The 13,626-nt window shown below is 69.6% G+C and carries 15 protein-coding genes; 7 read left to right on the top strand and 8 right to left on the bottom strand.

Going from position 1 to position 13,626, the window contains the following annotated elements; genetic code table 11:
• Positions 1-24: 24 nt before the first annotated feature.
• Positions 25-339, bottom strand: coding sequence for a hypothetical protein (locus tag FHR82_RS08480; protein ID WP_184809724.1), 315 nt, complete (start codon positions 337-339; stop codon positions 25-27).
• Positions 340-495: 156 nt separating this feature from the next.
• On the opposite strand from FHR82_RS08480, the gene FHR82_RS45805 reads away from it, so the two are divergent.
• Positions 496-762: an amphi-Trp domain-containing protein gene (locus tag FHR82_RS45805; RefSeq protein WP_311770964.1), complete on the top strand. Its 267-nt coding sequence runs from the start codon at positions 496-498 to the stop codon at positions 760-762.
• A 3-nt stretch (positions 763-765) separates the two neighbouring features.
• On the opposite strand, the gene FHR82_RS08470 is transcribed toward FHR82_RS45805, so the two are convergent.
• From FHR82_RS08470 to FHR82_RS08460, 3 genes are read right to left on the bottom strand one after another with little or no spacing between them, the layout of a single operon-like run.
• Positions 766-1,707, bottom strand: a complete 942-nt coding sequence (locus FHR82_RS08470) for an NAD(P)-dependent alcohol dehydrogenase (protein ID WP_225943807.1) — start codon at positions 1,705-1,707, stop codon at positions 766-768.
• A gap of 11 nt (positions 1,708-1,718) precedes the next feature.
• A complete protein-coding gene (locus tag FHR82_RS08465) occupies positions 1,719-2,003 on the bottom strand; it encodes a hypothetical protein (protein WP_311770963.1) in 285 nt (94 codons plus the stop codon).
• A complete protein-coding gene (locus FHR82_RS08460; protein ID WP_184809721.1) occupies positions 2,000-2,314 on the bottom strand; it encodes an ArsR/SmtB family transcription factor in 315 nt (104 codons plus the stop codon). The genes FHR82_RS08465 and FHR82_RS08460 overlap by 4 nt, the downstream gene beginning before the upstream one ends.
• Positions 2,315-2,560: 246 nt before the next feature.
• On the opposite strand from FHR82_RS08460, the gene FHR82_RS45155 reads away from it, so the two are divergent.
• Complete coding sequence (locus FHR82_RS45155) at positions 2,561-3,484, top strand: hypothetical protein (RefSeq protein ID WP_221463571.1); 924 nt, start codon at positions 2,561-2,563, stop codon at positions 3,482-3,484.
• Between the two features lie 210 nt (positions 3,485-3,694).
• Positions 3,695-3,943 carry a WhiB family transcriptional regulator gene (locus FHR82_RS08450; RefSeq protein ID WP_376706392.1) on the top strand — a complete coding sequence of 83 codons (249 nt, stop codon included), beginning with the start codon at positions 3,695-3,697 and terminating at the stop codon, positions 3,941-3,943.
• On the opposite strand, the gene FHR82_RS08445 is transcribed toward FHR82_RS08450, so the two are convergent.
• Together FHR82_RS08445 and FHR82_RS08440 are read right to left on the bottom strand one after the other, a co-directional pair.
• Complete coding sequence (locus FHR82_RS08445) at positions 3,944-7,003, bottom strand: glycosyl hydrolase 115 family protein (protein WP_184809720.1); 3,060 nt, start codon at positions 7,001-7,003, stop codon at positions 3,944-3,946. It lies immediately after the preceding gene.
• Between the two features lie 130 nt (positions 7,004-7,133).
• Positions 7,134-7,730, bottom strand: coding sequence for a class I SAM-dependent methyltransferase (locus tag FHR82_RS08440; RefSeq protein ID WP_184809719.1), 597 nt, complete (start codon positions 7,728-7,730; stop codon positions 7,134-7,136).
• Positions 7,731-7,808: 78 nt separating this feature from the next.
• Here FHR82_RS08440 and FHR82_RS08435 point away from each other — a divergent pair, with 78 nt between their 5' ends.
• Genes FHR82_RS08435 through FHR82_RS08425 form a run of 3 tightly spaced genes read left to right on the top strand, consistent with a single transcriptional unit; the run spans position 7,809 to position 10,047 of the window.
• Complete coding sequence (locus FHR82_RS08435; RefSeq protein ID WP_184809718.1) at positions 7,809-8,936, top strand: cytochrome P450; 1,128 nt, start codon at positions 7,809-7,811, stop codon at positions 8,934-8,936.
• Positions 8,933-9,598: an HAD family hydrolase gene (locus FHR82_RS08430; RefSeq protein ID WP_184809717.1), complete on the top strand. Its 666-nt coding sequence runs from the start codon at positions 8,933-8,935 to the stop codon at positions 9,596-9,598. Before FHR82_RS08435 ends, FHR82_RS08430 begins: the two co-directional genes overlap by 4 nt.
• Positions 9,599-9,615: 17 nt before the next feature.
• Positions 9,616-10,047 (top strand): SRPBCC family protein, encoded by a 432-nt coding sequence (locus FHR82_RS08425; protein WP_184809716.1) that lies wholly within the window; start codon positions 9,616-9,618, stop codon positions 10,045-10,047.
• An 8-nt stretch (positions 10,048-10,055) separates the two neighbouring features.
• Here FHR82_RS08425 and FHR82_RS08420 read toward each other — a convergent pair whose 3' ends face one another.
• Positions 10,056-12,869, bottom strand: coding sequence for a helix-turn-helix transcriptional regulator (locus FHR82_RS08420; RefSeq protein ID WP_184809715.1), 2,814 nt, complete (start codon positions 12,867-12,869; stop codon positions 10,056-10,058).
• 286 nt (positions 12,870-13,155) lie between these two features.
• Between FHR82_RS08420 and FHR82_RS45800 the strand changes: the two genes are divergently transcribed.
• Positions 13,156-13,278, top strand: coding sequence for a hypothetical protein (locus FHR82_RS45800; protein WP_260418015.1), 123 nt, complete (start codon positions 13,156-13,158; stop codon positions 13,276-13,278).
• Positions 13,279-13,298: 20 nt separating this feature from the next.
• Here the strand turns inward: FHR82_RS45800 and FHR82_RS08415 are convergent, their stop codons facing one another.
• Positions 13,299-13,598, bottom strand: coding sequence for a hypothetical protein (locus FHR82_RS08415; protein WP_184809714.1), 300 nt, complete (start codon positions 13,596-13,598; stop codon positions 13,299-13,301).
• Between the last annotated feature and the right edge of the window lie 28 nt (positions 13,599-13,626).

Here is a 13,626-nt window from a genome sequence, read left to right as displayed (position 1 = left end):
GCGCGAGATACATCGGGTGTTGGTTTATTGCTGCCCGCGGGGGTCGATGTAGTCGCCGACCGGTGTGTCCGCCACGGTGCCGTACGCCGTGTCGGCGGCGGTGTCCGTGACGTTCTGGACCGAGTCGGCGGCGGTGCCGGCGAGGTCCTGGCCGGCACCGCTCGCCGTGTCGGCGTAGCCCTGTGCGGTGTCCCCCAGGTTCTGCGCGGACTCAGAGGCAGCGTCGGTGGCGTTCTGCTGGGCGTCGGCGATGTCCGTCCCGGTCAGCTCGCTCACCTTGTCTGTCGCCCCGGACAGCAACTCGGCGGCCTTCTCCCGGACGGCGTCGAACAAGCCCATGATGAGCCCTCTCTATCGCAGAATGTGATGATTCGGACACTACCGGCAAATGGTGTTGCGTGCCACCCGGTCTCCTGTCCACGGCGTCCTGAACGGGTGGTTGAATGCGCGCATCCGCGCCCGCTTTCCGAAGGGCGCCAACACAACGGAGGTCACGTGGCCGAGCAGGGGAATCGGACGAGGGATGTCGAACGCATCTACTCGACGCCCGACGTGGTGGCGAAGCTGCGCCGCCTCGCGGACGCACTGGAGACCGGGACCTCGTTCCGCATCCAGATCGCCGGGGAGCGGTTCCGGGTTCCGGCGCGCGCCGAGTTCTCCATCGAGCACGAGCGGGGGGACGGCGAGGAGGAGGTCGAGTTCCAGCTGAAGTGGAAGCTCGACACCGAGGACGACGACGAGGACGAGGAGACGGTCGTCTGAGTCCTAGGGGACCACGACGATCTTGCCGCGCACCCGGCGGTCCCGCAGGTCCGTGATGGCGGCGGGGAGGTCGCCGAGCGCGTACGTCCGGTCGACGGCCGGCGTGATCTTGCCGTCCGCCAGCAGTGCGGACAGTTCCGCGAGATCCGCCGGCCGCACGATCGAGATCGGCGCCCGCAGCTTCTGGCGGGTGAACGGATTGCGGACCTGCATGGCGAGGTTCCGCTCCAGGCCCGCGAGCCAGCGGCCGCCGCTCTCGCCGCCGACGGCCACGAGCGTGCCGTGCGGGGTGACCAGTGCGCGCAGCACCGAGATCGGCCGGTTGCCCGCGATGTCGAGCAGCATGTTGTACTGGCCGGTCAGCGGCTCCTTCGTGTAGTCGATCGCCGCCACGGCACCCAGCGACCGCACGAAGTCCACTTTGGACGTACTGCACACGCCGGTCACGTCCGCCCCGGACGCCGTCGCGAGCTGCACCGCGTACGACCCGACGCCACCACCCGCGCCGATCACCAGCACCCGCTGCCCCGCGACGACACCCCGCAGGGCGGTGAGCGCCGTGCACGCCGACACGGGGACGGCCGCCGCCTGCTCGAACGTCAGGTTCTCCGGCTTCGCCAGGAGCGTCTTCGCCTTCCCGCACGCGTACTCGGCGAACGCGCCCCGGCAGATCCCGAACACCTCGTCACCCGGCCGGAGCGCGGTCACGCCCGCGCCGACCGCCTCGACGACGCCCGCGACGTCCATGCCGACCACCTTCGCCCTCGGCCTGCGCAGCCCGAACGCGAGGCGGCCGGCGTAGGGGAGACCGGTCAGCACGTGCCACGCGCCCTGGTCCACCCCGGCGGCACGCACCCGGACGAGCACCTCGCCCTGACGTGGGGCCGGGGTGTCCATGTCGCGTAACTCGAGTCCCTCCGGGCCGCTGTAGTCGTCCCGTGCCATCGCTTTCATCGTCATTCCACCGTTCTGAGGATCTGTTCGATCGCGTTCGTGCGCGACCGGAGTTCCGCGAGGTCCGCGGCGGCGCGCTGCTGCGCGTCGAGGGTGCTCTCGGCGAGCTGTTCGTAGCGGCGCACGAGCTGGCGCAGGCTGTCCTCCTGCTCGGCGACGAGCTTCGCCTTGCGCAGGTCCAGGAACGTCGAGAAGGCGCCGCCGATGAGGATGATCACGACGACCATGACGCCGAGAAGGATGGCCGCCTGCGGCCAGCTGGTGTCGTCCGCGGCCAGGAAAGTCACGTCTGCTCCTTGCGTGCCGGTGAGAGGGTCGCGGTCGCGGCGGCGAGTGTCGCCGCGGTGAGTCGCACGTCGAATCCGGTGACCTCGAAGTACTTCATCGCCTTGCCGTCGCCGGACAGCTCGAGGGTCCCGGTGACGACCCCGGCGGCCTCGAGCTTCTGCAGGTGCATGTGGAGGAGGGGACGGCTGATGCCGATCTCGCGGGCCAGCTGGCTCACGTACTGGCGCCCGTCGGCGAGCCGCGCGACGATCCGCAGCCTGATCGGGTTGGCCAGCGCGGCCAACAGCTCGACCAGCTCGTCGCCCGTCATGACTCTCCTACACCTGTCAGAAATTGCTTACAGGTGAAAGGTTGGGCATTCACCCGAACCCTGTCAAGTACGTTGACGGTCCGTGGTCGGCCGCGTACCCAGAGGTCACGGTCGCCCGCGATCGGCACGCGGCCGTGGTCGCCGAGCGGCACCAGTGAAACCCGCCCGTCCGCGTGCCGGTAGTTCTGGCGGAAGTCTTTTCCGGTATCCGGTAACAGCTCCGGTCGGGCGGCCGAATGACTCGGCATGGTCGATAACCCGACGCCGGGTCTTTCGATGGTGCCGGGCGACGTGCCGGTCACCGTCACTCGTGAAGAACACCACCAGGACGCGCTGTCGCGGTACTCCGTCGTCCCCGGCAGGGAACGGCGCATCGCCGCCGAGCTGGCGTGGTGTGTGATCAAATCCGGTAAGTACAAAGGGGAACGCGGCATCGAGATCCGCGTCGACGGGTACCGCGTCGGTGAGCTGACGCGCATGATGTCGCAGCGGTACGCGCCGCTCCTGGCCGCGGGCGACCGCGTCGGCTGCGAGGCGACCGTGACCCGTGACGAACGAGGTCTTCAGGTCACGCTTCTCCTGCCCCGCAACGCGGACACGGCTTTCCTGCCACCCCACGAACCCCCGACGGAACGCTTCGCCCCGGTCCGGCGGACACCCGCCACGGCCGCGACCACCGCGGCGGCGGCCGCGCGGAAGCCGACCGGTTTCGGCTGGCGGAAGCCGGTGGGCATCGGCGCCGTCGTGGTCGCCTTCCTCTTCCTCCTCGGCGCGATCTTCGGTGGTGGCGACGACGATGACGCGTCGAACCTCGCGGCCGACGAGACCACCACCACGACCACGAGCTTCGAGCCGCCGCCGACCACGACGACGACCACCACCACTACGACCACCACGACGGCCCCGCCACCGCCGCCGCCGCCGACCACCGAGGTCGTCGTGCCACCGGTCGAGGAACCGGTCGTCGTGGAACCGCCGCCCCCGCCGCCGGCACCCGAGCCGCGGCCCACCTGCGATCCGAACTACTCGGGTTGCGTGCCGATCGCGAGCGATGTCGACTGCGAGGGCGGCAGCGGCAACGGCCCCGCCTACGCCTCCGGGCCGATCCGCGTGATCGGGAGCGACATCTACGACCTCGACAGCGACAGCGACGGCACCGCCTGCGAGTAATACAAACCACAGTCCCACCCCCGCGCGCCGCTCCAGAATAGAGCGGCGTGCGGGGGTGTTTGGGCGTACGCTGTTATGTGGAAGCCGCGAGAAATCGCGGCCACAGGGGACTGGCTCGGTGCCGGACCGGCACAAACACCACGAACACATCAGTTCACAGGCGCGCTCGCGCGCGTGCGGACGGAGTTGCCGTGATTGGAGGCGGCTGACATGAAGATGATCGACGACTGGCGGGACCGCGCCGCCTGCCGCGACGCGGATCCCGAACTGTTCTTCCCGATTTCCGACCTGGGCCCCGGTGCCCGGCAGATCGCCGAGGCCAAGGCCGTGTGCGGGCGGTGTCCCGTGCGGACCCAATGCCTCGACTACGCCATCGACGTCGGCCTCGACCACGGCGTGTTCGGCGGCACCACCGAGCGGGAGCGCCGGTCGCTCGTCCGCCGCGAGCGGGTGGCCTGACTACCGGCCGACCCGCGTGCTGGGCGGCGGCCCGAGATAGCTCGGTGCCAGCCCGCCCGTGTCGATGACCACCTTCTGCACCACCACGGTCGGGTCGACCGCCCACACCTTCAACACGTGCTCTCCCGGGCGGTCGACCACGTGAGTGGTGGCCGTCCGGTTCACGTTGTCGGACGTGTTGCGTTCCCACTGCTTGTTCATGGCGGTGTCGTCGGCGCCGGTCGCCGTCGTGACGTTCACCCGTTGCGGCGGCGCACCGTCCAGTGACACCGCGTAGGTGAGCCCGTCCGTGTAGTGCACGTTGTTGCGCGGCGACAGGTACACCCACACGGTGACCGGCCCGGTCGTGGTCAGGTTCACCGTGTACTCCAGCCGCGCACCCCTCGGTTCGCTGCGTGGCGCGGTCACCGGCGTGGGCTGCAGGCCGTCGCCGTCCCGGCCGATGTCGGGGATCCGCAGCCAGTCGCCGACCACCCGGCTGGTGCCGTCCGCGGGTACCGACACGTACCCGTTCGCCTCGACCCAGCCCTTCGCCGGCCGCGCGGACGAGTTGTCCACCACGGCCTCGACCACCACGCTGCGTCCGGCGCCCGTCACCGTCAGCGGCACCCGCGTGGTGCCCTTCGGTGCCCGCTTCCAGTCCACAGTGACCTCGAGCCGCACCTGTTTGTCCACAGTGCCCCGAGGCCGCGACACCGACACCCACGGCTTGGCCGACGTGACGCGGTAGCCGAACGCCGTCGCACCCCGGTTGAACACCTCCAGGTACTGCCCTGGCTGGCTCTGGTAGCGGCTGAACGTCGGCAGTACCGCGGGGGTCGCCGCCGACGGCCACCACTGGTCGGAGCCGTCGATCGCGACACCCAGGTCCGCGGCCTCCGGCACCGAGATCCGTCGCACGGCCGGGAAGATTTCGTCCGGCAGCGCCTCGTTGTTCAGCTCCGGCTGCTGCCACGGCGCGTTCGGCCCGTACCGCGCGATGTCGCCGTAGCCGATCTTCGGCTGGGTCTGGAAGTTCTTCCACTTCCCGCCGGCCAGCCCGGTGTTGTAGTAGTCCGACATGGACTGGTCCACCTCGAACAGCCTGTCGGTCTCGTCGGCGAGGTCGTTGGTCGCCGCGCGACCCTGCGCGGCGTACCGGATGTTGGTGAACTCCGCGCGCCGCAACGCGTACAGGTTCGCCGTCGCCTTCGTCGCGTAGCCGACGAGCTGGTAGTAGGCGTCCTGGTGGGACGACGGCAGCTTCCGCCCGATCCGGTCGACCTCGCGGGCGAGCCGTTGCCAGTCGGCGGTCACGCGGTCCATCTCGCGGTAGTTCTCCAGGAAGTACGGGTTCTCCTCGTCGTCGTAGGTGACGGTCGTGCCCGGCCCGCTGGTGATCCGCCGGTTCAGCAGCTCCGGCTTGCGACGCGCCTGCAGCACGCCGTACGTGTGCAGGACCTCGGCGATCTCCTCGGCGTGCCGGGACCCGAAGTTCTCCGCCGCGTACCGCTCGTACCACTTCGGCACGTCCTTGAGCGGGATGGGTTTCCACGCGTAGTCCAGGAAGAACTGCAGCGGCAGCTCCTCGTTCTTCAGGTCACCGACGTTGACCACCCACAGCTTGTCCACGCCGTACCGGTACGTCGTGTTGAGCTGCTCCCACGTGTTCGCGATGTTGATCGTGTCGACCCACTTGTAGTTGCGGCCGCCACCCACGTAGTCGAAGTGGTAGTACATGCCGTAGCCGCCGGCACGCGCCGGGAGAGTCGGGTCCGGCAGCTTGCGCATGTTGCCCCAGTTGTCGTCGGTGAACACCACCGTCACGTCGTCCGGCGCGCGCAGCCCCTTGTCCCAGTACCGCTGGACCTCCTTGTACAGCGTCCACACCTGCGGCACGTCGGACATGCCGTGGTCGGCGAGGATCCGCCGCTCGGTCGCGAGGATCTCCTGCATCAGCTCGATGCCGTCGCCGTCGGGCAGGCCCACGTCCCCGTTGCCGCGCATGCCGAGCGTCACGACGCCCTCGAAACCCTGCTCCTTCATGCGCTCGACGCCGTCGTTCCAGTACGCCTCGATCGCGGCGCGGTTGCGGCGGAAGCTCCACTCACCGGTGCCGCCGTACGGGTCGTGGCCCGGGGTCACGATGTTGCCCTCCGGGTCGCGCACCGCCGGCACGGCGTGCCGGTTCCACTCCTCGATGCCCCGCATCATCGGGGCCTCGTGCGAGGTCCCCATGACCACGCCGTACGCGGTCGCCGTGGCGTGGTTGGCGGGGTCGTCCTCCGCGAACGCGCGGCCCCACACCGCGGGCCACAGGTAGTTCGCCTTGAGCCGCAACATGGTCTCGAAGACCCGCGAGAAGAACCTGCTGTTGAACCCGCCGGGATGTCCCGGTGCGAGACCCGCGCCGAACTGCGTGGGCGCCCACCTGCCGAGCGCGGGGTTCTCGTCGTTGATGAAGAACCCGCGGTACTTCACCGCGGGTGTGCCCTGGGTGTGCCTGCCGGGCAGCACGTACAGCGCGTCCGACTGCCGCGCGGGCACGTCGTCCCACCAGTACCACGGGGAGACACCGATCTCGCGGGACACGTCGTAGGCGCCGTAGATCGTGCCGCGCTGGTCGCTGCCCGCGATCACCAGCGCGCGGCGCACCCCCGGCAGCGGGTGCTCGACCACCTGCTGCAGCGACGTCTCCCACTTGCCCGCGATCCCGCGCACGTCGAGCTTGCCGCGCGCGACGAGGTCGTCGATGAGCGGGCTCTCGCCGATCGTGCCGACCAGCACGGGCGCGGTGTTCCTCGGCACCTGGTCGAGCGACACCGCGGGCCGTGCCCCGGTCACCCGTTCCACGTCGTCCCGCAGGTCACCGACCACCCGCACCACCCCCGGCCGGTCCGCGCCGCTCACCACGATCGGCGCGGCGACCCCGCCCGCCACGAGCGGGAACGCCCCCGGCCGGGGTGTGGTGACCACATAGGACTCCTCGGCCGCGGGGGGCGGCGTGGCCAGCGCGGGGACCGGCGACACGGCAGCCGCCGCGAGGAGGGGAATGGTGAGCAGGGCTGCGGACCGTCGCATGTCGATCTCCGTACTGGCGCAGGGCGGAGCCGAAAGTTTCGGAACACTTCCGTAACCTGAACACACTAACCACAGAAGTGTCGGAAACGCCAGAGTCCTTGCATGCCAAGGAGAATCGAAAGTTTCGGAACTAGTGGCGCCTCGCCTTCAGCACGATGTCGTTCACGTGCATCGCCTCCGGGGGCATGTTCACTCTCGCTCTCGTCTCGTGCGTGACGATCGTCCAGTCGTCGTCGAGCATCGCCGCGATGTCGCCGGGGGAGTAGTAGTCGGCGGGGTCGAAGTCGGGGTCGGGGTTGTGCTTGTGTTCGTGGCCGGTCATGTCGTGGTGGGCGAAGAGCAGCGTGCCGCCCGGCGCGACCGCCGCGAGCATGTTGCGCACCGCGCGGTGCTCCGGCTCGCGCTTCACCGAGAAGTACAGCGCGGCCACGAGGTCGAACGCGCGTGCGGGCAGCGCGGAGGTGGACAGGTCGGCGTGCGTCCAGCTCACCTTCGCGTCACCCGCCGCGGCCTTCGCCCGCGCCAGCGCGACGGGGGAGATGTCGACGGCGGTCACGAGCCAGCCGCGGGCGGCGAGCCACAGCGCGTCCGCGCCCTCGCCGCAGCCCAGGTCGAGCGCCTGCCCGGGCGGCAGGCCCTCGACCTCGGTGACCAGCGCGCCGTTCGGTGCTCCGCTCCACACCTGGTCCTTCTCGCGGTACATGTCGTCCCAGAACTGTTGCTCCATGCCGACACGATCACCCCGGCGGCGCCGCGGTGCCAACTTTCGTTGCCATAACCGCAAAACGCACGCCAGGATGGACGGGTGGCCACTACGCGCAAGATCGACCGCGCCGCGAAGGAAACCGTCTGCCCCGCCTTCCGCGACGCCGAGGGGGTGTGGCACGTCCGCGACCTCGCGGGCGGCCGGGCGCTGCTGCGCGACACCGAGACCGTGCAGGCCGGGCTGGGCGTGGAGACGGTCGAGAAACTGCCGTCGGGCTTTCGCCGCCCGGTCCTGTACTGGGACGGGCCGGAGCACCGCGAGTACCGCAGGCAGACCGCCCGGTTCTTCACCCCGCGCCGCGTGGACGAGGAGTACCGCGACCTCATGCACCGCGTCGCGGACCGGGAGATCGGCGTGCTGCGCGCCGCCGGTCGCGCGGACCTGTCGGAGCTGAGCTTCCGGCTCGCGGTCGACGTGGCGAAGGCGGTGGTCGGCCTGACCGAGAGCAGACCGGGCACGGCGCGGCGGCTGGCCAGGTTCTTCCCGGAGGAGCTCGGCACGCCGGGGTTCACCAGCCCGCGCGGCGTGTACTGGGCGGCGCGGATCCTGTACCTGTGGCTCGCGATCTATGTGAGCGACGTGCGGCCGGCCGTGCGGGTGCGGCGGCGGCAGCGGGAGGACGACCTCATCTCGCACCTCCTCGACGAGGGGGCCGGTGCGGGCGAGATCCTCAGCGAGTGCATCACGGTCGCCGCGGCGGGCATGGTCACGACCAGGGAGTTCATCTGCGCGGCGGCGTGGCACCTGTTCACCGACGACGCGCTGCTGACCGCGTACCGGGCCGGTGACGAGCAGGCCAGGTTCGCGGTCCTGCACGAGGTGGCCCGGCTCGAACCGCCGCTCGCCGAGATCAAACGGCGGACCACCGCACCCGTCACGCTGCCCGACGGCACGGTCATCGCCGAGGACGAACGGGTGGACGTGTCGATCGCGGCGGCCAACCTGGACCAGGCCGTGGCACCGGGCCTGACGTTCGGTGACGGACCGCACAGGTGCCCCGGCCAGTACCTAGCGATCCAGGAGGCGGACATCTTCCTGACCAAGCTGTTCGCGCAGGACGGGGTGCGGCTGACCGCGCCGCCGAGGGTGGCGTTCAACGACGCTTTCGGCAGCTACTCCCTGCACGACATGGTCGTGTCGGTCGGCGACCGTACTGTGGAGACATGATCCACGGCGTCCTGTTCGACTTCTCCGGCACCCTGTTCCGCTTCGAGCCCGGCCCCGGCTGGCCGGCCACCACGTTCGACGAGGCCATGCGCGAGCGGCTCACGCACGTGCTGACCTCGCCCACCCTGTCGGCCGACCACCTGCCGCCCGACCTGGCCGACGCGTGGTCCCGCCGCGACCTCGACCCGGACGTGCACCGGACCGTGTACCTGGCGTCGCTCGCGTCGTCGGGGTTCGCGCTCACGCCGGCGCAGACCGAGGTCGTGTACCGGAGCCTGTCCGCACCGGAGGCGTGGCACCCGTACCCGGACACGTCGGAGGTGCTGCACAGCCTCTCGGCGGCCGGGGTCCCGGTGGCGGTGGTCAGCAACATCGCGTGGGACATCCGGCCCATGTTCCGGAAGCTGGGCGTCGAGGACCTCGTCACCGAGTTCGTGCTGTCCTATGAGGAGGGTGTGGTCAAGCCCGACCCGAAGATCTTCACCCTGGCCTGCCAGCGCATCGGCGTGGCACCGGAGAACGCGGTCATGGTGGGTGACAGCGCAGAAGCCGACGGCGGCGCGTCGGCCATCGGCTGCCGCACCGTGATCGTCGACCCGGCGCCGACGACCGCTCGCCCGTCCGCGCTGCTCGACGCTGTGGCCGGCGTAGGGGCGCCCTAGCCGGGTACCCGCCGGGCATGACGACGTACACGCACACAGCAGAGGCCGACATAGCGGCGGATGTCCTGTTCTCGTACCTGGCGGACCCCACGAACCTGCCCAGGTACTTCCCGGAGATGACCGAGGCGGAGCCGGAGGGCGGCGAGAAGGTCCACGTGGAGGCCGAGGTCCACGGCGACCGCGTCTCCGGCGAGGCGTGGATACGCCCGAACGAGTCCGAGCGCAAGCTCGAGTGGGGTGCCGAGGGCCCGGACGACTACCACGGCGAACTGCAGGTCGAGGAGGTCGCCCCGGGCCGCAGCCGCATCACGGTGAGCCTGCACAGCGTCCGCGCGGCCGAGGGCTCGGAGGTCCAGGACGGGCTGGAACACACGGTGGCGGCCCTGACCCAGGCGGTGGCGGCCGACGACCAGGCCGACACGCGCCGTCGGCAAGGTGAACAACCCTGAGTTGTACGTCACCCGGCCTTGACGTGCTCAGCGGCCTCCCGGGCGATGTCGATCCGCGACCGCACACCGAGCTTCGCGAGGATGTGCGAGACATGCGTGCCCACGGTCCGCGGCGACAGCACCAACTGCTCGGCGATCTGCCGGTTGGACATCCCCTCGGCCACCATCGCGGCGATCTTCGTCTCGGTGGGCGTGAGGCTGTTCCAGCCGACCTGGGCCTGCCGGTGCTTCACCCTCGGCCCCCGCCGGATCCCGAATCGCCGCAGGTGAGCACGCAGGTGGGCGAGGTCCCAGTTGGCCCCGAGCCGGTCGTACAACTCGTCCGCCCGCGTGAACGCCGCCCGGGCCGCGTCCTTCTCGTCCCGCCCGGCAAACCCGATCGCGGCGGCCTCGAGGGCCTTCGCCCGCAGCAGCGGCCGCCCGGCATCCCGGTACCGGTCGGCCGCGTGCTGCAGGAGGAACGGATCGCGGTCGAGCAGCCCCCGGCAGTAGGCGGCGGTCCCGAGCCGGTGCGGCACCGACGATCTCCGCGCGAGGGTGGCGGCCTGGGCGGCCACATCGGCGGCGGCGTCGGCGGCCCCGGTGTAGGCGGCAAGCCGGGCCGCCTCGGGGAGAAGGTCCTCGACCTCGTCAAGCTCCTCTGCATCACCCCCGACCCGCGCCGTGAGGACGGCGAGCGCCTCCTCAGGCTGGTCGTCGACCTCCCGGTCAAGACTGTGGGCGAGCGTGAGCGAGGAAACCACCCGGTTCCCGATCTGCTCGGCGCTGGGCGCGGCAAGGGCGAGGTGCTGCCGAGCCGTCACCGCGTCCCCTCGATGAAACGCGATCATGGCAGCGATGCCCCGGTCACAGCATGTCGCGCCGGGATCCTTGAAGTCGTCGGGCAGGGTCTCGATCTCCGCCTGTGCGTCGTCCCACCTGCCGACCTCGAACAGCAGCTCGCCGAGCGCGGTCTGCGCCTGCGCGAGGCGAACGAGGCTGCCGGTGTGATCAGCGAGTTGCCGCACCCGCGTCGCGGCGCCCAAGGCCTCGTCGTAGCGGTCGAGATCGCCCAGCGCGACAGCCTTGTTGATCTGCAGGAGCAACCGGAGGTCGTTCAGGTCGGTATCATCACCGACCACCGAGAGGGCACGGTCGAACAACGGCAGTGCCTCGGCGACTTCGCCTCGCATCATCGACACCACTATAAGAACGTGTAGTGACCACCCCAGGGACCAGTTGTCGCCGGCCTCCTCCGCAGTGGCCAGAGCCTTCGTGGCCACGTTGCCCGCCACCGTGACCTCACCGAGGTCGCGGTGTGCCCGCGCGGTGAGAACCAGGAGACGGGCGCGCTGCTGCGCGGAGATCTCAGCCAGGCTGTGTGCTTGTTCCAGCGCCTCGAGCGACTCGTCGGAGCGACCGAGCATCGCCCGGCACTGCGAGACCGTCCAATGTAGATCCACGAGTAGCTCGGGGTCCGTGACCACTCGCATGGCCCGGGTCGCGACCTCCACGGCTTCGTCGCATTCGCCCTCGCGGTACAGGGCATCCGCGAGGCGGCTGGCGAGCACCGCACCCCGTGTGGTGTCCGGTGATGTTCGGCTCGCCGCCTGCCGGAGGAGTTCGATCGCGGTCTTGGGCGCCTGCGCCACGAGTGTCGGTGCGGCGTCGACCACCCAGTTCAGCAACGACTCGTCGAGTGGGTCAGGGCTTGGCACACTGATCGCCTGGAGGAGTTGCCGGGCGACGCGTGGTATCGGTACCCCCGCCTTCGCCAGTGCCCGTGCCGCGTCGCGGTGCCAGGCGGGGCGCAGTGGAGCGGCTATGTCGTCGTAGAGGGCCTGTCGGATCAGGGGGTGCCGAAACGACAACTTGTCGGCGAGGTCCTTGAGCACACCTGCCGTGCGTGCCTCGTCGATCGCGGGGACCAGCTCGGCGACCCGGCGGTCGAGCACGATCGCCAGGTCCCCGACCAGGAACTCGACCCCGAGCAGGGCCGCGGCCTGCAGGGTCTTCCTCGTGCCCTGCGGAAGGAAGTCGAGCCGGTCGGTGATTGCCGCGACGAGCGAGCCGGGTACGGGGCCGTCGGTCACTTCGACGTCACCGGACGAGGAGACAGTCAGCCGGTCGGCGCGCACGAGGGCATCCATCAACTCGGTCAGGTACAACGGGTTGCCGGATGCCTCGTCCGCGAGCTGGAGCAGGTTCTCTCCGGGTGTGCCCGCCGAGATCGTGGCGACGAGGGCGGTCACCGCGGCCTCGGGCAACCCCTCGAGACGAAGCGTGTTCTCCTGGCCGACCACGCGCCGGACAGCCATCAGCTCGTCGCGCTGGGGGACTGGCCGGACGATGCCGATGAGTACCAGTGCCGTGCGGTCGACGGCGCGCGCGAGCCACTCCCACACGCCAATGGTCGATCGATCCGCCCACTGCAGGTCGTCGACGACCAGCACCGTCGGTGACGCACTGCAGAGCTCGTTCATGAGAGCCAGCATCTGTTCGGCGGCGGCCATCGCCGGATCCGCCGCGCCGGTGAGCTCGCCGCGCAGCAAGCGCTGGATGGTGTCGAGCCGGGGCTCGACGGAGTCCTTGGCCAGCAACGCTCCCACCAGCGGCTGGAGCGGCAGTGCCTGGCCGAGCTCGTCGCACTCGGCCCAGTAGGTGGAGAACCCACGTTGTTCGGCCGCCGAGGTGGCCGCCCGCGCGAGCGAAGACTTGCCGATACCGGGCTCGCCCTCGATGAGCACCGCGTGGCCGCTTCCTGTTGCGAGATCGTCGATCCACCCAATGAGGCGAGTCAGTTCGGTCTCGCGACCGACGAGTGCGTGGGCGTCACTCGGCATGCCTCGACAGTATTGGTTGTCGAGGCGGGGGACAACGGTCGGCGTGCATGTTAGGCCAACCGAGGCTGTGTTCTTCTCGTGTCTCGTTTGTGACCCTCGGTTATTGGGCTGATTATGGATTCTCCAGCAATGCTATGCCACCATTAAATCGTTCGTATAGTTTCGGCCCGAACCCTACTCCCATCACCGTGATAGAGCACGGTCGGTTTCACGCCTGTCCGCGCGATCCCACCCTGCTCATTTTGCCAATGTTCGGATCAGAAAATCGGAGGGCATCATGAGAATCGTGCGGATCGTCGTGGCCGCGGCAGCGGCCTTGCTGATGTTGGTCGCGGTGGGCGGCACCGCGGCCGGTGATCCTCCAGATATGACCCACAACTCCATCGTGCTGGAGATGACCCACAATTGACAAGCCCTGCAGGGCAATTGTCAGCACTTCTTCGCACTCTGAGCCGATGTGAGCCCCCTCTCGCAGGGCGCCACCGCGATGCTTCCACCATCGCGGTGGCGCCCTGCCGCTCTGTGTACGGCACGGTCCTGCAATGCGTAGCCCAGATTGACGAGACGGCCGCCGAGGCGGCATTCGTCGGCTACGGCTATCTGTTCTCTTCGGTGGGCGTCGGTGTCCAGCATGCGTAGTACGAACCTCGCGATCTGGTTGTTTACACTGGACAATTCTGCGACCAGCACCAGTTCGTCGTGCCATTCGTCCGCGGCCACCGTGTTCACCCCATCGAATTTGCCACCTGGTTTTCCG

Source organism: Actinophytocola algeriensis (assembly GCF_014203735.1).
Lineage (GTDB): Bacteria > Actinomycetota > Actinomycetes > Mycobacteriales > Pseudonocardiaceae > Actinophytocola > Actinophytocola algeriensis.
The sequence above is the reverse complement of the archived record's forward strand: the minus strand, read 5'-3'. Positions and strand labels throughout refer to the sequence as shown.